Raw genomic sequence first — 18,914 nt, 5'->3', positions numbered from 1 at the left:
ACCGCGCTCGACCCTGCAATCAGCGCCGCCCTTCCACCGCCATCCGCACCGCCAGCCCGGCCAGCACCGTGCCCATCAGCCAGCGCTGCACCGCCTGCCAGGTCGGGCGCGCGGCCAGGAAGCCGGCGATGCTGCCGGCCATCACCGCAATCACCGCGTTGACGCTGACGCTCACCGCGATCTGGGTGAAGCCCAGCACCAGCGACTGCACCAGCACGCTGCCGTGGCCTTCCGGGTGCAGGAACTGCGGCAGCAGGGACAGGTACATCACCGCGATCTTCGGGTTCAGCAGGTTGGTCAGAAAGCCCATCGCGAACAGCCTGCGTGGGCCGTCCGGCGGCAGGTCGCGCACCGCGAACGGCGAGCGGCCGCCGGGCTTGAGCGCCTGCCAGGCCAGGTACAGCAGGTACAGCGCGCCACCAATGCGCAGCGCGTCATAGGCCAGCGGCACGGTCATCAGCAGGGCGGTGATGCCCAGCGCCGCGCACAGCATGTAGAACACGAAGCCCAGCGCCACCCCGCCCAGCGAGATCAGGCCGGCGCGGCGACCCTGGCAGATCGAGCGCGAGACCAGGTAGATCATGTTCGGCCCGGGCGTGAGCACCATGCCCAGCGAGATGAGGGCGAAGGCCAGCAGATCGGAGGTCGCGGGCATGGGCGGTCCTGGCAGGGGGCGTGGCGCAGTGTAGCGCCGCCTGCACGGGGCCTGGCTTAAAATCGCGGCACCCCACAGCGAAGCACCCCCCATGACCCCGATCCCCGAGACCGTGCCGCCCACCGAAGTGCGCATGGCCGAAATCGTCTTCCCCAACCACACCAACCATCTGGGCACCCTGTTCGGTGGCCAGGCGCTGGCGTGGATGGACAAGGCCGCCTTCCTCGCCGCCGCCCGCTACTCGCGCCGCACCGTGGTGACCGCGCGCAGCGACCAGGTCGACTTCAAGCTGCCGATCCGCATCGGCCAGATGGTGGAGACCATCGGACGCATCGTCGAAGTCGGCCGCAGCTCGATGAAGGTCGAGGTCGAACTGGTGGCCGAAGACCTGCACAGCGGCGAGCGCAAGCTGTGCACGCGCGGCCACTTCGTGATGATCGCGCTGGACGAGGAAGGCCACCCGATCGCGGTGCCGCCGCTGCCGGCAGCCTGACCCGCCGGCTGAACCGGCGCTTGCGGGGGCGCGGGTGCGCCCCCATCTGGCAGCCATGACCCCGCCGCTGACCGACTTCATCGACCGCGCCCAGCGCCTGTTCGTGCTGACCGGCGCCGGTTGCAGCACCGCCTCGGGCATTCCCGATTACCGCGATAGCGACGGCCAGTGGAAGCGCACGCCGCCGGTGACCTACCAGGCCTTCATGGGCGAGGCGGCCACCCGCCAGCGCTACTGGGCACGCAGCCTGCTGGGCTGGCCGCGCTTCGGCCTGGCACGGCCCAACGGCACCCACCAGGCACTGGCCGCGCTGGAAAGCCGTGGCAAGCTGCAGGTGCTGCTGACCCAGAACGTGGATGGCCTGCACCAGCGCGCCGGCAGCCAGAATGTGATCGACCTGCACGGCCGGCTGGATCTGGTGCGCTGCATGGGCTGCGAGCGCCGCAGCGGGCGCGGGGAGTTCCAGCAGCGCCTGCGCGAGGCCAACCCCGGCTGGGATGCACTCGAGGCCGGCATCGCGCCCGATGGCGACGCCGATCTGGAAACGGATTTCTCGGACTTCGTGGTGCCGGACTGCCCGTACTGCGGCGGCCTGCTGAAGCCGGACGTGGTGTTCTTCGGCGAAAACGTGCCGCGCGAGCGCGTGGCCGCCGTGCACGAGCACCTGCAGCAGGCCGATGCGGTGCTGGTGGTCGGCTCGTCGCTGATGGTCTATTCCGGCTTCCGCTTCGTGCAGGCTGCGGCCAGGGCGGGGTTGCCAGTGGCGGCGCTGAATCGTGGCCGCACCCGCGCCGACGACCTGCTGCAGTTCAAGGACGAGCGCGATTGCGCCGAGGCGCTGGCCGCGTGGGCGTCACCCTGAGCCGAGCACACGCTCGGCTGCGCGCCCACCGCGAAACAGCGATCCATCCAGACGGTTGATTCGCAGGCCGTGCGGCGGTGCAATACGTCCCCCCCATCCGCCTGTCCCCCCGCACCCCGTGACCCAGCTGTTTTCGCCGATCTCGTTCGGCCCCCTGACCCTGTCCAACCGCATCGTGATCGCGCCGATGTGCCAGTACTCCGCCGAAGATGGCCGCGCCAGCGACTGGCACGCCATGCACTTGGGCAACCTGGCGCAGTCCGGCGCCGGACTGTTGATCCTGGAAGCCACCGCGGTCGAGCCGCGCGGGCGCATCAGCTGGGCCGACCTGGGCCTGTGGGATGACGGCACCGAGGCGGCGCTGGCGCAGGTGCTGACCAGCGTCCGCCGCTGGTCGCCGATGCCGCTGGGCATCCAGCTCGGTCATGCCGGCCGCAAGGCCTCGGTGAACCGTCCGTGGGATGGTGGTGGCCAGCTGCCGGCCGACGATGCGCGTGGCTGGGCCACGGTGGCGCCGTCGCCGCTGCCGTTCCATGCCGCCGATCCGGCGCCGCAGGAACTGGATGAGGCCGGCATCGCCGAGGTCATCGCCGCCTTTGCTGCCAGCGCGGTGCGCGCCGAGCGTCTCGGTTTCGAGCTGATCGAACTGCACGCCGCACACGGCTACCTGCTGCACCAGTTCCTGTCGCCGCTGAGCAACCGCCGCACCGATGGCTACGGCGGCTCGCTGCCGAACCGCCTGCGCCTGCTGGTGGAAGTATTCGACGCGGTGCGTGCGGCGGTATCGGACAAGGTCGCCGTGGGCGTGCGCATTTCCGCCAGCGACTGGGTCGACGGCGGCTGGGACCTGATGCAGAGCGAGGCGCTGGCGCAGGTGCTGGACGCGCGTGGCTGCAACTTCCTGCACGTCTCCAGCGGCGGCCTCGACGAACGCCAGAAGATCACCGTCGGCCCGGGTTACCAGGTGCCGTTCGCAGCCGCAATCAAGGCCAAGGTGCGCATGCCGGTCATCGCGGTGGGCATGATCACCGAGCCCGAGCAGGCCGAGTCGATCCTGCGCCATCGCCACGCCGACGCGGTGGCACTGGCGCGCGGCATCCTCTACGACCCGCGTTGGCCGTGGCATGCCGCCGCCGCGCTGCGCGACAGCGTGGAACCGGCGCCGCAGTACCTGCGCTGCGAACCGCGTGATGCGCGCGGCGTGTTCAAGGCGCGCTGAGGCTCACACCCGCCAGGCCGGCGCCATGCCGGCCTGCAGGTGCTCGAACAGCGCGCGGATCTTGGCGGTGAAGTCGCGGCGGTCGCTGACGCAGAAATAGACCTCCATCGGTTCCGGCCGCCACGCGCTGTCGGCGCCGAACACCGCCTGCAGGCGGCCGTCGCGCAGGTACGGCTCGGCCACGAACGCCGCCAGCCGGGTGATGCCTGCGCCTGCGGCTGCCAGCTCGGCCAGCGCATCGATGTCATCGCAGACCATGCTTGGCGGCAGCGCCGCGTCCACGCGCTGGCCGTCGTGCAGCAGGCCCCAGCGCAGCGGGCGGCCGTCGGTGGGAAAGCGGTGCAGCAGCCCGCGATGACTGCCCAGCTCCGAGGGTTGCTGCGGCGTGCCGTGTGCCTTCAGGTAGGCCGGCGCGGCGCAGAACACGAACGGGATGCGTGCCAGCTGCCGCGCGACCACGCCATCTTCCAGCTGCGCCCCGATGCGGATGCTGGCATCCACCGCTTCCGGCCCATGCTGCACGGCGCGATCGCTCAGGCGCAGCTCCAGCTGCAGTTGCGGGTAGCGTTGCTGCAGCGAGGGCAGCAACGGCGCAAGCACGTGGCGGCCGAACGCGCTGCTGCTGGCGATGCGCAGCGGCCCAGCCGGTTCGATGTCACCGGCAGTGACCATCGCCTGCGCACGCGCCAGGTCGGCTTCGATATGGCGTACCTGCGCCAGGTACAGCGCGCCGGCCTCGCTGAGTGCCAGCTGGCGCGTGCTTCGGTTCAGCAGCCGTACGCCCAGGTGCGCCTCCAGCCGGTTGATGTTCTGGCCGACGGCGGTGGCGCTGATGCCAAGCGTGCGGGCCGCAGCGGCAATGCTGCCGGTCTCTGCGGTGCGGGTGAAGCTGCGGATCAGTTGCAACAGGTTCATGACCGACCAGCTTGCCATGCGGAAGCCCAAGTATCGCTTGGGACTGAACCAAGCCGTACGGTTGCAACGGTGACCATCGATCCGCGCGGCCGGGCGCTGCCCTACACTCGGGCGATGCGCCCTGATTCCATCCTCACCCTGTCCTGCCCCGACCGTACCGGCATCGTCTACCGCGTGTCCGGCCTGCTGTTCGACCACGGCTGCAACATCCTCGACGCCCAGCAGTTCGGCGATGAGGAAAGCGGCCGCTTCTTCCTGCGCGTGCATTTCGACCGCGACGCCAGCCTGCCGCTGGACACCGTGCATGCCGCGATGGCCGCGCTGGCCGCCGACTACGGCATGGACTGGCAGCTGCACGATGGCCGTCGCCGCGCGCGCCTGCTGGTGCTGGTCAGCAAGCAGGGGCATTGCCTGAATGACCTGCTGTTCCGCGCCCACAGCGGCCAGCTGAAGGTCGACATCGCGGCGGTGGCCTCCAACCATGCCGACTTCGCTTCGCTTGCCGCGTCCTACGAAGTGCCGTTCCACCATCTGCCGGTGAACGCGGACACGCGTGCAGTGCAGGAACAGCAGATCATCGATCTGGTCGAGCGCGAACGCATCGACCTGGTGGTACTGGCGCGCTACATGCAGATTCTCTCGCCCACGCTGTGCCGCGCCCTGGCTGGCCGCGCGATCAACATCCACCACAGCTTCCTGCCCAGCTTCAAGGGTGCGCAGCCGTATCACCAGGCGCACGCGCGTGGGGTCAAGATCATCGGCGCCACCGCGCACTACGTCACCGAGGATCTGGACGAAGGCCCGATCATCGAACAGGACGTCGCGCGCGTGGACCATGCCATGGCGCCGCGCGAGCTGGTGCGGCTGGGCAGTGATACCGAATCGCTGGTATTGGCGCGTGCCGTGCGCCGGCATGTCGAGCACCGCATCCTGCTCAACGGGCATCGCACGGTGGTGTTCCGCTAGGACCGGGTTGCATCTACCGTCGCGTGCCCGATCACCGTCTTTTCCCCGATCCTGTTCGCAGGCCTGGGGCAGGTGGAACGGACACCGTCGATATGCTCCAGGAGGCCCGGGGGGATCGGCGACCACATCGGATCCAGGATGAAGTCAACGCCTTCGCGTCGAGCGAGTTTGGCAGCGGGAATGAAGTCGGCATCGCCGGCTACCAGAACGATCTGACGGACTTGTCGTTTGAGAGAAAGTGAAGAGATATCCAGGCCGATGCGCATATCGACGCCCTTCTGCCTGACCTCTGGATGAAGCTCATCAGGCAGAAGCGTGGAGAACACGCGCTTGCCTTTCAGAAGTGCATCGAGCGTTCGGGAATCGATTGTCCACGAACTCGAGTCCGCGAGATGACCAAGGCGAAGTGCCACTTTTCGTTTCTGCTTCAGGGCCTCGTGCAGGCTGGTTCTGAAGCGTGCCTCGGGTGAGCGTGCATAGTCGATGCAGGCACCCGAGATCGGGTTGTGCATCCGCTTTCGCAGCGGCGGGCAGTCGTAGAAGAAGATCCGGTAGAGATCCCGTCGCTCACAACCCGACGAGGTCAGGTGCGCGAGGGCCCATCGATGCGCTACTTCTGCGGCACGTTCAGCGTTGCTGGCGTTGTGAGGTTCAATCCGGCGGAATCGCTTAACGAAGTAACCGCCATCGATGAGGATCGCTGTTGGCATGCCTTTGCCCTTTCGATTCCACCCAGTAAAAAGCCCTCGGTTCGGCCGTCCCGCGATCTGTAGGGGGGCGTACTTGGAGGGCTGGATGGGCTCATTGTGTTGCCGTCTGCAAGGGCCTGCAAGCGGCAGAGGCGACATTTTCAGCATGGGTGTCCCACGCTCAGCGACGCAGCATCCACCGACCGGCGGGCAGCGTTGGGCAGCCCGCCGGTTTTCGGTCAGGCGACCGCGATCCCGGCCTTGCCCAGCGCCTCGCGCACCATCGCATCGTTGGCCTCGGTCACCGGCCGGGTCAGGTCCCACAGGAACTTCACCTTGAAGCCGGACTTAACCGCATCCTGCGCGCTCCACAGCACGCAGTAGTCGCGGGCCAGGCCGCACACGTGTACTTCGCGGATGCGGCGCTCGTGCAGCCAGCCGGCCAGGCCGGTTGGCGGTCGTTCGCCGTCAGGGCCGTGGTTCTCGCGGAAGGCGCTGTACGAATCCACCTGTTGGCGGGTGCCCTTGCGCAGGACCAGATCGGCCACCGTCCAGTCCACGCCCGGGTGCAGGGCGGCGCCGGCGCTGCCCTGCACGCAGTGGTCCGGCCACAGCGTCTGCGGCTGCGCGTGCAGCAGGATGGTCTCGAACGGGCGCTTGCCGGGGTGCTGGCTGGCGAACGAGGCGTGGTCGGCCGGGTGCCAGTCCTGGGTGGCCACCACCGTGCGGTAGTGGCGCTGCGCCAGCAGCGCGGCAATCGGTGCCACCAGCGCATCGCCCTGCGCGCAGGCCAGCGCGCCACCGGGCATGAAGTCCGGCTGCAGGTCGATCACCAGCAGGGCGACATCGGCGGGCAGGGCGGTCATGGCAGGTCCGGCACAACGGAAGGGGCGACCAGCGTGGCCGCCCCATGCCCACACGTCAATCGCCCTGCGGCGTCTCAGCGTCCTGCCCGTAGTACAGCAGGCCGATCTTGATCCGCTCGCGGCCGTTCTCGCGGCGGTGGCGGTTGGCATCGCGCAGCGAGTACACGCAGCCGCAGTATTCCTGCTGGTAGAACTGCTCGCGCTTGCTGATCTCGATCATGCGGCTGGCACCGCCGCCCTTGCGCCAGTTGTAGTCCCAGTACTGCAGGCCTTCATAGCGCGAGGCGGCGCGGATGCCGCAGTCGTTGATCTGCGCCATGTTCTTCCAGCGCGAGATGCCCAGCGACGAACTGATGGTGTCGTAGCCATGTTCATGCGCGTACAGCGCGGTGCGCTCGAAACGCATGTCGAAGCACATCGTGCAGCGGATGCCGCGCTCGGGCTCGTTCTCCATGCCGCGCGCGCGGCTGAACCAGTTGTCGGTGTCGTAGTCGCAGTCGATGAAGGGGATGTCGTGCTGCTCGGCGAAGCGGATGTTCTCCTGCTTGCGCAGCTCGTATTCCTTCACCGGATGGATGTTGGGGTTGTAAAAGAAGATCGCGTAGTCGATCCCGGAGGCGGTGATCGCCTCCATCACTTCGCCGGAACAGGGCGCGCAGCAGGAATGCAGCAGCAGCCGCTTGCCGTCGGCCGGCAGGGTCAGGGTGGGGCGTTGGAGCTCGGTCATCGTCAGGTACCGCATGGACCGCCGGCAACGGCGGTGGCCCATGCATCAGCGCGTGGGAAGCAGATCTGGGCAGCTACCGCGGAAAAGGCGCGCGCGGCCGCGCCGCCTGCGCGCGCAGGACAGCAACGGCCCCGGCACCCTCCCCGCGGAGAGTCCAGGTCGAGTCAGGGGACGGTCGTGTCCCCCGGCCGGGGCCGGTCTTCGGGCTGATGGACACGGGCCGCAGCCCACCTACTACCCGCCGCTTCCCAGGCGTGAGCCCAGTGCTGTTGGCAGGATTCGTTTCCATTCACCGCTGCGGGGCAGCTCCGGAATGGGCGCGCCAGGCGCCTTCACCGGATTCCCGTTTAAACCCCTGCCGCCATACAGGCCACGGCAGGGATACCTTCGGCGTGTGCACGGTGGACCCGTTGGCCGCGATGGTCAAGGGCCCCAGGGCCGTGCAGTGCTGTGGCCCACTTCTCAGGCTGTGAGAGCGCCTCTTGCCATACTGGACACCGGCAGACGGGAGGTGGTTCGTGGCGGACAAGTACTGCGATCTGGTCATGAAGGGCGGCATCACCAGCGGCATCGTGTACCCCAATGCGGTACTGGCGCTGGCCCGCGAGTATCGGTTCAAGAGCATTGGCGGCACCTCGGCCGGCGCCATCGCCGCCGCGGTGGCGGCCGCGGCGGCGTGTGGCGACCGCCGCCAGCAGGCGGGCGAACACCTGCCCGGCGACGCCGGTTACGGCGGACTGTCGGCAGTGTCTGCCCAGCTCTCGCGGCGCGGCTTCATCTACAGCCTGTTCCAGCCGGCGCGGGGGGCACGCGCGGCCTACCGGCTGCTGGTGGTGCTGACCGGCAATGCCGGCCTGCCGCACAAGCTGCTGTGCCTGGCGGTGGCCGTATTCGAGATCGCGCCGCTGGAGGTGCTGGTGTCGCTGGCGCTGCTGCTCGGCCTGGGCTGGTGGGGCGGCGGCTGGAGCGGGGTGGCGGCCACCCTGCTGCCGTCGCTGCTGTGTGCCTACGGGGCCGGCGTGGCCGGTGCCGCGCTGCGGGTGGCGCGGGTAGCACGGCGCAACCTGCTGGGCCTGTGCAGCGGGCTCGGCCGCGATGCGCGCAGGCCCGCCCTCACCGAATGGCTGCACGCGTGCCTGCAGCAGCTGTCGGGCAAGCCGCTGGATGCCCCGTTGACCTTCGCCGACCTGCACGACGCGCCGCGCTACCCCGGCGAACCGGACAGCCCGCATGCGATCAGCCTGCAGATGATCACCACCTGCGTGTCGCACAACGAGCCACGCACCCTGCCGCTGGGCGGCGCGCAGTTCTGGTTCCTGCGCGAGGAGTTCGAGCAGCTGTTCCCGGCCAGCGTGGTGCAGTGGCTGGTACAGCAGGCCGGCCCGCCGCTGGAGGTGGAGGGGCGCCAGTACTACCACCTGCCGCAGGGCCCGCAGCTGCCGGTGCTGGTGGCCACGCGGATGAGCCTGAGTTTCCCGCTGCTGATCAGCGCGGTACCGCTGCATGAGCCCTCGCGCCGCGAACGCCGCTGCGAACCGACCGCACCGGCGGCCGATGCGGAGCACAACGTGGCCGACAGCATGGAAGGGCTGACCAGTGCCGGGCAGACCTGCGGTCCGGTCATCACCGCCTTCCGCATCTGCTGGTTCTCCGATGGCGGCATCAGCAGCAACTTCCCGATCCACCTGTTCGATGCGGCGTTGCCACGCTGGCCGACCTTCGCCATCAACCTGGTCTACCCGCAGCATGCCGAGGATGTGAGCCATGGCAGCAGCGGCCGCCAGGCGCTGGAGCACGCGGTGTTCCTGCCCACCGAGAACCGCCACGGCTGGCAGCGCACCTACCAGTCGATCGCCACGCCGCTGGCGGCGGCCGAACTGGGGCGCTTCCTGTTCGCGGTGGTGGCAACCATGCAGAACTGGCGCGACCTGCTGCAGGCGCGCGCACCGGGCTACCGCGATCGCATCGTGCACGTCAGCCTGCAGGGCGACGAGGGTGGCATGAACCTGGACATGCCGCAGGAGGTGCTCACCCGCATCGCCGACAAGGGCAGCCTGGCCGGTGCACGCTTCTGTTCGTTCTCGTTCGACAACCACTACTGGATCCGCTGGCGCAACCTGGCCTCGGCCTACCAGCGCTACACGCTGGAAGTGGCGCGCACCGATGACCCGGCACAGCAGGTGCTGGCCTACCGCGCGGCCTATTCGATGGTCGCCAGTGGCCAGCCGGCACCGCCGTCGTACAAGTTGGGTTCGGAAGACAAGCGGCAGGCCTCGCAGCAGCTGTGGGGCTTGATGGTGGAACAGGGTCGCAGCTGGGACGACCTCGGCCCCGACCTTACCGACGGCGCACCGCGCCCGCTGCCACAGATGAAGGTGACGCCGATCTATTGATCTCCGCCGCAGTCGATTGAACGGTTCTGGTGGGTGCCGACCCTGGTCGGCACGATCTGCCCCCTGCGGTGCCTCAACGCCACGCCTCCACCACCGCATCACCCTGCAACGGCGCATACAGCGGCAGCGCCAGTTCCTGCTTCACCCAGCCCGGATTGAGCGTACGCAGGCCAGCCAGGTATTCGCGGGCGAGCGCTGCATCGCCCTGGCGCATGGCCAGCCGTGCGGCGCGTGCCCAGGTGCGGTCCCAGCCGTGCGCCAGTGACAACGCGGTGGCCAGCGCTGCACGCGCACCGGCCACATCGCCCTTTTCCCAGCGTTGCTCGGCACGGATGATCGCGTCGTTGGACAGGCGCATGTCGTACAGCTCGCGGAGCCTTGCGACGGCGCGCGGGTCGGCATCCACGCGCAGATCGGTGTCGTGCCAGTCACCGCCGGGCGTGCGCACCAGCAACGCCGCCGACCACTGCCCGCTGCGCTGGCCGCCGGCGGCCTGGCCGGCTTCCAGCGCCGCCAGCAGGCGGGCCGCCAGTGCACCGCGCGAGGCGGCGAAGCTGCGTTGCATCGCGGCCAGCACCTCCGGCCCGGCAAGGCCGTTGCCCTGCACGCTCAGCATGCCCTCGCCCTGCGCACCGGCCCAATCCGCCTGCTGCGCGGTAGCACCGGTGTACTGCGCATTGCCGCCGCGCGCGCTGACCAGGCCCACCTGGCGCTCGGCCAGCGTGGTGCCATCGAAATCACCGTCTTCGTCCAGCAGCTGCTTGAGCACCTGCGCAGGCGTGCGGCCCTCGCCCAGCAGCGTCAAGCCCTTCGAGCCATAGGTTGGATTGGTCTCGAACTGGCTGGCGACCGCGCCCACTTTCGCCTGCGCCCACGGCACGCCCACGCCACCCACGCCGAGATTGTGCGTAGCCACCGCCACGCCGCAGTCACCGGCCTCGTTGCAGGCCACGATGGAAAAGGTCGCCCACGCCGGCGCAGCAAAGGCAGCGAGCAGCAGAGCCACACAGGAACGCAACAGGAACATGGCTGTCTCCAGGGCAGGCATTGCAATGGGATGCAGCCTACGCACGAAAGGTTTAGTAGATCCACGCCATGCGTGGATCTACCGTGTCGACCAAGGTCGACACCCACCAGGAGCAGGCAATGCCAGCCCGACAGATTGCGGAGATCTGTCGAAGGCGGGGTGGGTCCGGTGGCGGGGGTGTCCGCGGCATGGATGCCGCGGCCAAGCCCCCAAGGACGGGTTTATGGCGTCCCCCGCCACCGGACCCACCCCGCCATCCCATGGAATGCAAGCTTTTGCCGTTGCCGTTGCTTCGGCCTCGGCCTCGGCAGGTGCAGGGCGCAGCCCTGCCGAATAACCCCTACCTTCCCGGCAACTGCGCGAACGCGCGCTGCATGCAGTCCTCGCGCGGGCACACCCGGCACCCCGGGCCGATCGACACCGAATTGCCCGGGCTCTGCACATCCAGCCCCAGCGAATACACCAACCGCTCGGCATGCTGCAGGTCGCAGCCCAGCGCCACCGCGAACGTCTTGCGCGGTTGCCCATGGCCCACCGGCCCGCTGCTGACCTGCCGTGCCAGCCAGAAATGGCGCCGGCCGTCGGGCATGCGCGCGGTCTGGGTGAGGATGCGCCCCGGCTGGTTGAACGCCTCGTAGACGATCCACAGCGGGCACGAGCCACCCACCTGCGAGAAGTGAAAGTCGGTGGCCGAATGCCGCTTGGACACATTGCCCGCGCGGTCCACCCGGATGAAGAAGAACGGCAGCCCGGGCGCACTGCGCCGCGCCAGCGTGCTCAAGCGATGGCACACCGCCTCGAAGCCGACGCCGAACTGATGCGCCAGCAGTTCGATGTCGTAGCTGCTGGCCTCGGCCGCACGCAGGAAGCGCATGTATGGCATCACCAGCGCACCGGCGAAATAGTTGGAAAGCCCGATCCGCGCCTGCGCGATGCGCGCTTCGTCGTGGAAGCCCGCGCGCGCGATCACCGCATCGATCTGCGGCAGGTAACCGTGCAGCGCCAGCTCGGCGGCCATCTGGAACGCCTGCTGGCCCGGCTCCAGGTAATCGGGCAACCACAGCCGCCGCGCACCGGCATCGAACTGGCGCTTCTCGCGCCCGGCCTGCAGCGCCGCCACTTCCACCAGCACGCCATGGCGGTCGGCCAGCAGCTGGCGCAGGCGCGGTGCCACGTGCCCGGGTGACAGCCCCCATTCGGCGAACAGGCGCTCGGCCAGTTCGTCCAGTTCGGGAATGTGGTTGTGCATGCGGTTGAAGAACTCTCGCACCTGGTCGCCGGCCGGCAGGGTGCTGCCGGCCCCGGGCTCGCCCAGCTGGAACTCCAGCGCGGCGGCATGCTCGCGCAGGGCCAGGTGGCGGCGGTGCAGGTCGAGCAGGGCGCGGCTGACCTGCGGCAGGTTGCCGGCCAATGCACGCAGCTCGGTCGCGCTCACCTCGGCCAGGCCCAGGTCGCGCAGGGTTTCGCCCAGCGCTTCCTGCAGCGCGGCGGGCTCATCGTCGTCGAACAGCGCGGAAACGTCGCCCAGAACTTCGCCCAGCTTCTTCTGTACGGCCGGGGTCAGCGGGCGCTTGTTGCGCTCGATCTGGTTCAGGTAGCTGGCCGACAGCCCCAGCGCCCGTGCCAGGTCGGCCTGGCTGTAGCCGCGCTGTTCGCGAAGGCGCAGCAGGCGCAGGCCGAGTTGTCGCTGGGGGGCTGAATAATTCACAGAATTAACATGAATCGTCTGGCGTGTTGGCCAGATTAAGCGGATTCAGCCCGGAAATCGAGGTGGGTGCTGTGAATAATGCCAAGCATCTTTCGCACCCCGTGGGATTGTCGTCATGACTGTTGCAGCGCCCCGTATCCGCATGCTGATCGATGGCCAGTTCGTTGAATCGGCCACCTCCCACTGGCAGGACGTGATCAATCCGGCCACCCAGGACGTGCTGGCCCAGGTGCCGTTCGCCACCACCGGCGAAGTGGACGCCGCCGTCGCCGCCGCCAAGGAAGCCTTCAAGACCTGGCGCAAGACCCCGATCGGCACCCGCGCGCGCATCTTCCTGAAGTACCAGCAGCTGATCCGCGAGAACATGAGCGAGCTGGCCCACATCCTCACCGCCGAACAGGGCAAGACCCTGCCCGACGCCGAAGGCGATGTGTTCCGTGGCCTGGAAGTGGTCGAGCATGCGGCTGCCATCGGCAATCTGCAGCTGGGCGAGCTGGCCAACAACGTGGCCAATGGCGTGGACACCTACACGATCATGCAGCCGCTGGGCGTGTGCGCCGGCATCACCCCGTTCAACTTCCCGGCGATGATCCCGCTGTGGATGTTCCCGATGGCGATCGCCACCGGCAACACCTTCATCCTCAAGCCGTCCGAGCAGGACCCGATGGTGACCATGCGCCTGGTCGAGCTTGCCCTGGAAGCGGGCATTCCGAAGGGCGTGCTGAACGTCGTCCACGGCGGCGAGGAAGTGGTCAACGCGATCTGCGACCATCCGGACATCAAGGCCGTGTCGTTCGTCGGTTCCACCCGCGTCGGCACCCACGTCTACAACCGCGCCTCGCTGGCCGGCAAGCGCGTGCAGTGCATGATGGGCGCCAAGAACCACGCCGTGGTGCTGCCGGACGCCAACAAGGAACAGACCCTCAATGCGATGGTCGGTGCTGCCTTCGGTGCCGCCGGCCAGCGTTGCATGGCCGCCTCCACCCTGGTGCTGGTCGGTGAGGCCCGCGGCTGGGTGCAGGACCTGGTGACCAAGGCCAAGACCCTGAAGGTCAGCGGCGGCACCGTGTCCGGCACCGATGTCGGCCCGGTCATTTCCTGCAGCGCCCGCGAGCGCGTGGAAGGCCTGATCGCCTCGGGCGTGGAGCAGGGCGCCGAGCTGGTGCTAGACGGCCGCAACCCGCAGGTCGATGGCTTCGAGAAGGGCAACTTCGTCGGCCCGACCATCTTTGCCGGTGTCACCACCGACATGCGCATCTACCAGGAAGAGATCTTCGGGCCAGTGCTGGTCATCCTCGAAGCGGAAACGCTGGACGAGGCCATCGCGATGGTCAACAGCAACCCGAACGGCAACGGCACCGCGCTGTTCACCCAGTCCGGCGCCGCCGCACGCAGGTTCCAGGAAGACATCGACGTCGGCCAGGTCGGCATCAACGTGCCGATCCCGGTGCCGGTGCCGCTGTTCTCGTTCACCGGTTCGCGTGCGTCCAAGCTGGGCGACTTGGGCCCGTACGGCAAGCAGGTGGTGCTGTTCTACACCCAGACCAAGACGGTCACCGCGCGCTGGTTCGATGACGAAACGCTGAGCCATGGCGTCAACACCACGATCAGCCTGAAGTAACGGCAGGAGCAGCCATGAGCCACTCGATGACGACGGAACTGGAAGAAGCGCAGCAGGCGTACCGCGAGGCGGCGCGCGACTTCGCACAGGCCGAACTGGCGCCGCACGCCGCGCGATGGGATGCGGAGGGCATCTTTCCGCGCGAGGCGATCGCCAAGGCAGGTGAACTGGGCTTCTGCGGCCTGTACATGGACCCGGAAGTGGGCGGCAGCGGCCTGAGCCGACTGGATGCCGCCGTCGTCATCGAGGAGCTCGCCAACGTCGATCCGTCGACCGCGGCCTACATCAGCATCCACAACATGGCCTCGTGGATGGTGTCCAAGTGGGGCCAGCCGGCACTGCGCGATGCGTGGGGCCAGGATCTGGCCGCCGGCCTCAAGCTGGCTTCCTACTGCCTGACCGAACCGGGTGCCGGTTCCGATGCGGCCTCGCTGAAGACCACCGCCGTGCGCGATGGCGACCACTTCGTGCTGAACGGCTCCAAGGCCTTCATCTCCGGCGCCGGTGCCACCGAGCTGCTGGTGGTGATGGCGCGTACCGGCGGTGCCGGTGCCGGTGGTGTCAGTGCGATCGCGGTGCCGGCCGACCTGCCGGGCGTTAGTTTCGGCCGCAAGGAAGAGAAGATGGGCTGGAACAGCCAGCCCACCCGTGGCATCACCTTTGAAAACGTCCGCGTGCCGGTCAGCCACCTTCTGGGAGAGGAAGGCGGCGGCTTCAAGCTGGCGATGAAGGGGCTGGACGGCGGCCGCATCAACATCGCCGCCTGCTCGCTGGGCGCTGCGCAGGGCGCGCTGGATGCCGCACGCCGCTACATGGGCGAGCGCCGCCAGTTCGGCAAGGCGCTGGCCGAGTTCCAGGCGCTGCAGTTCAAGCTGGCCGACATGGCCATCGAACTGGTCGCCGCACGGCAGATGGTGCACACCGCCGCGCGCAAGCTCGATGCCGGTGCCGGCGATGCCAACGTGTGGTGCGCGATGGCCAAGCGTTTCGCCACCGATGCCGGTTTCAACGTCTGCAACGAGGCGCTGCAGATCCACGGTGGCTACGGCTACATCCGCGAATACCCGATCGAGCGCCTGCTGCGTGATTGCCGCGTGCACCAGATCCTGGAAGGCACCAACGAGATCATGCGGGTGATCGTTGCCCGTCACCTGCTCAACACCGAAGAGGAACTGCGATGAAGGATTGGCGTACCCAGGAGCATGTGGGCCTGAAGGTCGAGGTGGATGGCCACACCGCCGTGGTCACCCTGCACAACCCGCCCGCGCATACCTGGACCGTGCACAGCCTGTCGGCGCTGCGCGACCTGGTGGGCGCGCTCAACGCAGACCGCGAGATCTACGCGCTGGTGATCACCGGTGACGGCGAGAAGTTCTTCTCCGCCGGCGCCGACCTCAACCAGTTCGCCTCGGGCGACAAGGCCGCCGCACGCGAAGCCGCACGCCGTTTCGGTGAAGCCTTCGAAGCGCTGTCCGGGTTCCGTGGCGTGTCGATCGCCGCGATCAACGGCTACGCCATGGGTGGCGGCCTGGAATGCGCGCTGGCCTGCGACCTGCGCATCATCGAAGAGCACGCCCAGGTTGCGCTGCCGGAGGCCACCGTCGGCCTGCTGCCGTGCGCCGGTGGCACCCAGAACCTGCCGCGCCTGGTCGGCGAGGGCTGGGCCAAGCGCATGATCCTGCTGGGCGAGCGCATCAACGCCGACACCGCACTGCGGATCGGCCTGGCCGAAGAAAAGGTCGGCAAGGGCGAGGCCAAGGCGCTGGCGCTGGAGTGGGCGAACAAGGCCGGCAAGCAGAGCCCGACCAGCATCGCCGCCTGCAAGACCCTGGTGCAGTCCACCCGCAGCGGCACCCATGCCTCGGCACTGGTGGCCGAGCGCGAAGCCTTCGTCGACCTGTTCGACACCGCCGACCAGGTCGAGGGCGTGACCGCCTTCCTGGAAAAGCGCGCCGCGCAGTGGAAGAACGCATGAGTACCGACACCGCTGCCGATGAAGCACCGGTGCTGTTCGAAGAGCGCGTGGCCGGCAACGGCACGCGCATCGGCATCGCCACGCTCAATGCGCCGCGTACGCTCAACGGTTTCTCGCTGCCGATGGCGCACCTGCTGCTGAAGCAGCTCAATGCCTGGGCCGACGATGACGGCATCGCCATGGTGGTGCTGCAGGGCGCCGGCGAAAAGGCGTTCTGTGCCGGCGGTGACCTGCACAGCCTGTACAAGAGCATGGTCGCCTTCCGCGAGGCCGGCCGCCGCGACATCCGCGAGAACGACTACGCCGCCGAGTTCTTCGACGTCGAATACCGCGTCGACTACCTCATCCACACCTACGCCAAGCCGATCCTGTGCTGGGGCCACGGCATCGTGATGGGCGGCGGCATCGGCCTGATGTCCGGCGCCAGCCACCGTGTGGTCAGCGAGCGCTCCAAGCTGGCGTTCCCGGAAATCACCGTCGGCCTGTTCCCCGATGTCGGTGGCAGCTGGTTGCTGCCGCGCGTACCGGGCAAGGGCGGCCTGTTCCTGGCCCTGACCGGCGCGCTGCTCAATCCGGGCGATGCCATCTACGCCGGCCTGGCCGACGTGCACGTGGCCGAAGAACGCCGCAGCGCGGTGTTCGATGCGCTGCTGCAGGTGGCCTGGTCGGGCGATGCCGCGCACAACCACGAGAGCCTAAGCCAGCTGCTGCAATCGCATGCCAGCGACGCCGTTACCGGCCCGTTACTGGCCAACGCGGCGCAGGTCGACGCGCTGTGCGAAGGCGATGACCTGTCCGCAATCATCAACCGCATCAGCGGCCTGCAGGCCGACGATGCGTGGTTGCAGGCGGCACAGAAGACCCTCGCCGCGGGTGCACCGGGTTCGGCGCGGTTGGCGTTCGAACTGCAGCGCCGCAGCGCCGGCCAGGACCTGGCCAGCGTCTACCGGCTGGAATACATCACCGCGCTGCATTGCGCCGCCCATGGCGATTTTGTCGAAGGCATCCGCGCACTGCTGATCGACAAGGACCGCAACCCGCAGTGGAATCCGGCCACGCTGGCCGAAGCCACCACCGCATGGGCCGATACCTTCTTCGCTTCCCCCTGGGCCGATGCCGCGCATCCACTGGCCGACCTGGGCACTCCCCTTGCTGAAAGGAGCCTTGCATGAGCCGCATTGCATTCATCGGGTTGGGCAACATGGGTGGCCCGATGGCCGCCAATCTGGTCAAGAACGGCCACAGCGTGCGCGTGTTCGATCTGGTTCCGGCTGCGGTGCAGGCCGCTGTCGATGCCGGCGCCAGCGCCGCATCCACCGCGCGTGACACCCTGGCCGATGCCGAGGTGGTGATCTCGATGCTGCCCGCCAGCCGTCACGTCGAAGGCGTGTACCTGGGCGACGACGGCATCCTCGCCGCCATCCCGGCCGGTGCACTGGTCATCGACTGCAGCACCATTGCGCCGGCCAGCGCCCGCAAGGTGTCTGAAGCCGCTGCCGCACGTGGCCTGCAGATGATCGACGCGCCGGTGTCCGGCGGTACCGCCGGTGCCCAGGCCGGCACCCTGACCTTCATCGTCGGTGGCGAAGAGGACGCGCTGGAACGCGCGCGCCCGGTGCTGCAGGCGATGGGCAAGAACATCTTCCACGTTGGCGCCAGCGGTGCCGGCCAGGTCGCCAAGCTGTGCAACAACATGGCGCTGGGCGTGATCATGGCGGTCACCGGCGAAGCCATCGCCCTCGGCGTGGCGCATGGGCTGGACCCGAAGGTGCTGTCGCAGATGATGGCGGTCAGCACCGGCCGCAGCTGGGCCACCGAAGTGTGCAACCCGTGGCCGGGCGTGCTGGAAAATGCGCCGGCCTCGCGTGGCTACAGCGGCGGCTTCGGCAGCGATCTGATGCTGAAGGACATGGGCCTGGCCGTGGAAGCGGCGATGAGTGTCGGCGCCTCGATCCCGCTGGGCGAAGTGGCCCGCAACCTGTACTCGATGAACCACCAGGCCGGCCGCGGCAAGCTGGATTTCTCCAGCGTCGTGCAGCTCATTACCAGCGACCAGTAACAGGTCGCTGGTCCGCGCATTCCACCTTATCCCCGCGCCGTTGGCGCGCCCCCTTGAACAACAAGGGGGCTTTTCTCCAAAAGGATGGATGCGCGCCGCAGTGAATGCGTCCCCGGTCACGCGCCGGGGCCCACCCGAGGTGGGATGGGCGGATGCCCGGTTTCGACCGGCATCCGCCCATTTTTTTGCCTTGGCGCGGGTAGTGCCGGCCGCTGGCCGGCATCACCGCATCAGGCAACGACCAGCGTCACGTCGATGTTGCCGCGGGTGGCATTGGAGTACGGGCAGACGATGTGCGCCTTCTGCACCAGTTCTTCCACCTGCTCGCGCGGTACGCCCGGCACGTTGATGGTCAGCTCGGCTTCAATGCCGAAACCGGTCGGAATCTGGCCGATGCCCACCTTGCCGGTCACGGTGGTGTCGGCCGGCAGCGCGACCTTGGCCTGGCCGGCCACGAACTTCAGTGCGCCCAGGAAGCAGGCCGAATAGCCGGCCGCGAACAGCTGCTCCGGGTTGGTGCCCGGGCCGCCGGCGCCGCCCAGCTCGCGCGGGGTCGACAGCTGGATGTCCAGCACGTTGTCGGACGAGACGGAACGGCCTTCGCGGCCGCCGGTGGAGGTGGCCTGGGCGGTGTACAGAACCTTTTCGATGGACATCGGGATGCTCCTGGTCGGTGGGTAGGTGGTGCGTTGGAGCCTACTTTGCCCGGTTTCCGCGTACGTTGGGTTGCAGTTCGTAC

Annotated in this window: 18 protein-coding genes and 1 riboswitch; of the genes, 10 read left to right on the top strand and 8 right to left on the bottom strand. The window is 68.3% G+C overall.

Features of this window, described 5'->3' with window-relative positions:
• Nucleotides 1-19 precede the first annotated feature (19 nt).
• Complete coding sequence (locus N440_RS18390) at nt 20-655, bottom strand: LysE family translocator (RefSeq protein ID WP_053448509.1); 636 nt, start codon at nt 653-655, stop codon at nt 20-22.
• A gap of 91 nt (nt 656-746) precedes the next feature.
• Between N440_RS18390 and N440_RS18385 the strand changes: the two genes are divergently transcribed.
• The 3 genes from N440_RS18385 to N440_RS18375 all read left to right on the top strand — a co-directional run bounded on the left by N440_RS18385 (nt 747) and on the right by N440_RS18375 (nt 3,229).
• Nucleotides 747-1,148, top strand: a complete 402-nt coding sequence (locus tag N440_RS18385; RefSeq protein ID WP_004153688.1) for an acyl-CoA thioesterase — start codon at nt 747-749, stop codon at nt 1,146-1,148.
• Nucleotides 1,149-1,203: 55 nt separating this feature from the next.
• Nucleotides 1,204-2,010 carry an NAD-dependent protein deacetylase gene (locus tag N440_RS18380; protein ID WP_133936120.1) on the top strand — a complete coding sequence of 269 codons (807 nt, stop codon included), beginning with the start codon at nt 1,204-1,206 and terminating at the stop codon, nt 2,008-2,010.
• A gap of 118 nt (nt 2,011-2,128) precedes the next feature.
• Nucleotides 2,129-3,229 (top strand): NADH:flavin oxidoreductase/NADH oxidase, encoded by a 1,101-nt coding sequence (locus N440_RS18375; RefSeq protein ID WP_133936119.1) that lies wholly within the window; start codon nt 2,129-2,131, stop codon nt 3,227-3,229.
• Between the two features lie 3 nt (nt 3,230-3,232).
• Here N440_RS18375 and N440_RS18370 read toward each other — a convergent pair whose 3' ends face one another.
• Nucleotides 3,233-4,144, bottom strand: coding sequence for a LysR family transcriptional regulator (locus N440_RS18370; protein ID WP_133936118.1), 912 nt, complete (start codon nt 4,142-4,144; stop codon nt 3,233-3,235).
• 114 nt (nt 4,145-4,258) lie between these two features.
• Between N440_RS18370 and purU the strand changes: the two genes are divergently transcribed.
• Nucleotides 4,259-5,110 carry a formyltetrahydrofolate deformylase gene (purU, locus tag N440_RS18365; RefSeq protein ID WP_133936117.1) on the top strand — a complete coding sequence of 284 codons (852 nt, stop codon included), beginning with the start codon at nt 4,259-4,261 and terminating at the stop codon, nt 5,108-5,110.
• Here purU and N440_RS18360 read toward each other — a convergent pair.
• The 3 genes from N440_RS18360 to N440_RS18350 all read right to left on the bottom strand — a co-directional run bounded on the left by N440_RS18360 (nt 5,107) and on the right by N440_RS18350 (nt 7,392).
• Complete coding sequence (locus N440_RS18360) at nt 5,107-5,820, bottom strand: NYN domain-containing protein (RefSeq protein ID WP_133936116.1); 714 nt, start codon at nt 5,818-5,820, stop codon at nt 5,107-5,109. The genes purU and N440_RS18360 overlap by 4 nt on opposite strands.
• A gap of 218 nt (nt 5,821-6,038) precedes the next feature.
• Complete coding sequence (gene pncA / locus N440_RS18355; RefSeq protein WP_133936115.1) at nt 6,039-6,665, bottom strand: bifunctional nicotinamidase/pyrazinamidase; 627 nt, start codon at nt 6,663-6,665, stop codon at nt 6,039-6,041.
• A gap of 55 nt (nt 6,666-6,720) precedes the next feature.
• Nucleotides 6,721-7,392: an epoxyqueuosine reductase QueH gene (locus N440_RS18350; RefSeq protein WP_008264648.1), complete on the bottom strand. Its 672-nt coding sequence runs from the start codon at nt 7,390-7,392 to the stop codon at nt 6,721-6,723.
• Nucleotides 7,393-7,566: 174 nt separating this feature from the next.
• A riboswitch (cobalamin riboswitch) is annotated at nt 7,567-7,782 on the bottom strand.
• Nucleotides 7,783-7,910: 128 nt separating this feature from the next.
• Between N440_RS18350 and N440_RS18345 the strand changes: the two genes are divergently transcribed.
• Nucleotides 7,911-9,785: a patatin-like phospholipase family protein gene (locus N440_RS18345; RefSeq protein ID WP_133936114.1), complete on the top strand. Its 1,875-nt coding sequence runs from the start codon at nt 7,911-7,913 to the stop codon at nt 9,783-9,785.
• Between the two features lie 73 nt (nt 9,786-9,858).
• On the opposite strand, the gene N440_RS18340 is transcribed toward N440_RS18345, so the two are convergent.
• Both N440_RS18340 and N440_RS18330 read right to left on the bottom strand, forming a co-directional pair.
• Nucleotides 9,859-10,812, bottom strand: coding sequence for a DUF1028 domain-containing protein (locus N440_RS18340; protein ID WP_133936113.1), 954 nt, complete (start codon nt 10,810-10,812; stop codon nt 9,859-9,861).
• A 340-nt stretch (nt 10,813-11,152) separates the two neighbouring features.
• Entirely contained in the window at nt 11,153-12,520 is a 1,368-nt protein-coding gene (locus N440_RS18330; RefSeq protein ID WP_133936112.1) for a short-chain fatty acyl-CoA regulator family protein, read from the bottom strand.
• Nucleotides 12,521-12,635: 115 nt separating this feature from the next.
• Between N440_RS18330 and N440_RS18325 the strand changes: the two genes are divergently transcribed.
• The 5 genes from N440_RS18325 to mmsB are packed head-to-tail and all read left to right on the top strand — an operon-like array spanning nt 12,636 to nt 18,175.
• Nucleotides 12,636-14,141 carry a CoA-acylating methylmalonate-semialdehyde dehydrogenase gene (locus N440_RS18325; RefSeq protein ID WP_133936111.1) on the top strand — a complete coding sequence of 502 codons (1,506 nt, stop codon included), beginning with the start codon at nt 12,636-12,638 and terminating at the stop codon, nt 14,139-14,141.
• A 14-nt stretch (nt 14,142-14,155) separates the two neighbouring features.
• Nucleotides 14,156-15,322: an acyl-CoA dehydrogenase family protein gene (locus N440_RS18320; protein WP_008267675.1), complete on the top strand. Its 1,167-nt coding sequence runs from the start codon at nt 14,156-14,158 to the stop codon at nt 15,320-15,322.
• A complete protein-coding gene (locus N440_RS18315) occupies nt 15,319-16,116 on the top strand; it encodes an enoyl-CoA hydratase (protein WP_008266557.1) in 798 nt (265 codons plus the stop codon). The genes N440_RS18320 and N440_RS18315 overlap by 4 nt, the downstream gene beginning before the upstream one ends.
• A complete protein-coding gene (locus tag N440_RS18310; protein ID WP_133936110.1) occupies nt 16,113-17,288 on the top strand; it encodes an enoyl-CoA hydratase/isomerase family protein in 1,176 nt (391 codons plus the stop codon). Before N440_RS18315 ends, N440_RS18310 begins: the two co-directional genes overlap by 4 nt.
• Nucleotides 17,285-18,175 carry a 3-hydroxyisobutyrate dehydrogenase gene (gene mmsB, locus N440_RS18305; RefSeq protein WP_133936109.1) on the top strand — a complete coding sequence of 297 codons (891 nt, stop codon included), beginning with the start codon at nt 17,285-17,287 and terminating at the stop codon, nt 18,173-18,175. The genes N440_RS18310 and mmsB overlap by 4 nt, the downstream gene beginning before the upstream one ends.
• A 230-nt stretch (nt 18,176-18,405) precedes the next feature.
• Here the strand turns inward: mmsB and N440_RS18300 are convergent, their stop codons facing one another.
• The gene (locus tag N440_RS18300) at nt 18,406-18,831 is read right to left on the bottom strand and encodes an organic hydroperoxide resistance protein (RefSeq protein WP_005411948.1); all 426 of its coding nucleotides are present in this window, start codon (nt 18,829-18,831) and stop codon (nt 18,406-18,408) included.
• Between the last annotated feature and the right edge of the window lie 83 nt (nt 18,832-18,914).

Source organism: Stenotrophomonas sp. CC22-02, assembly GCF_004365115.1.
Lineage (GTDB): Bacteria > Pseudomonadota > Gammaproteobacteria > Xanthomonadales > Xanthomonadaceae > Stenotrophomonas > Stenotrophomonas forensis.
The sequence above is the reverse complement of the archived record's forward strand: the minus strand, read 5'-3'. Positions and strand labels throughout refer to the sequence as shown.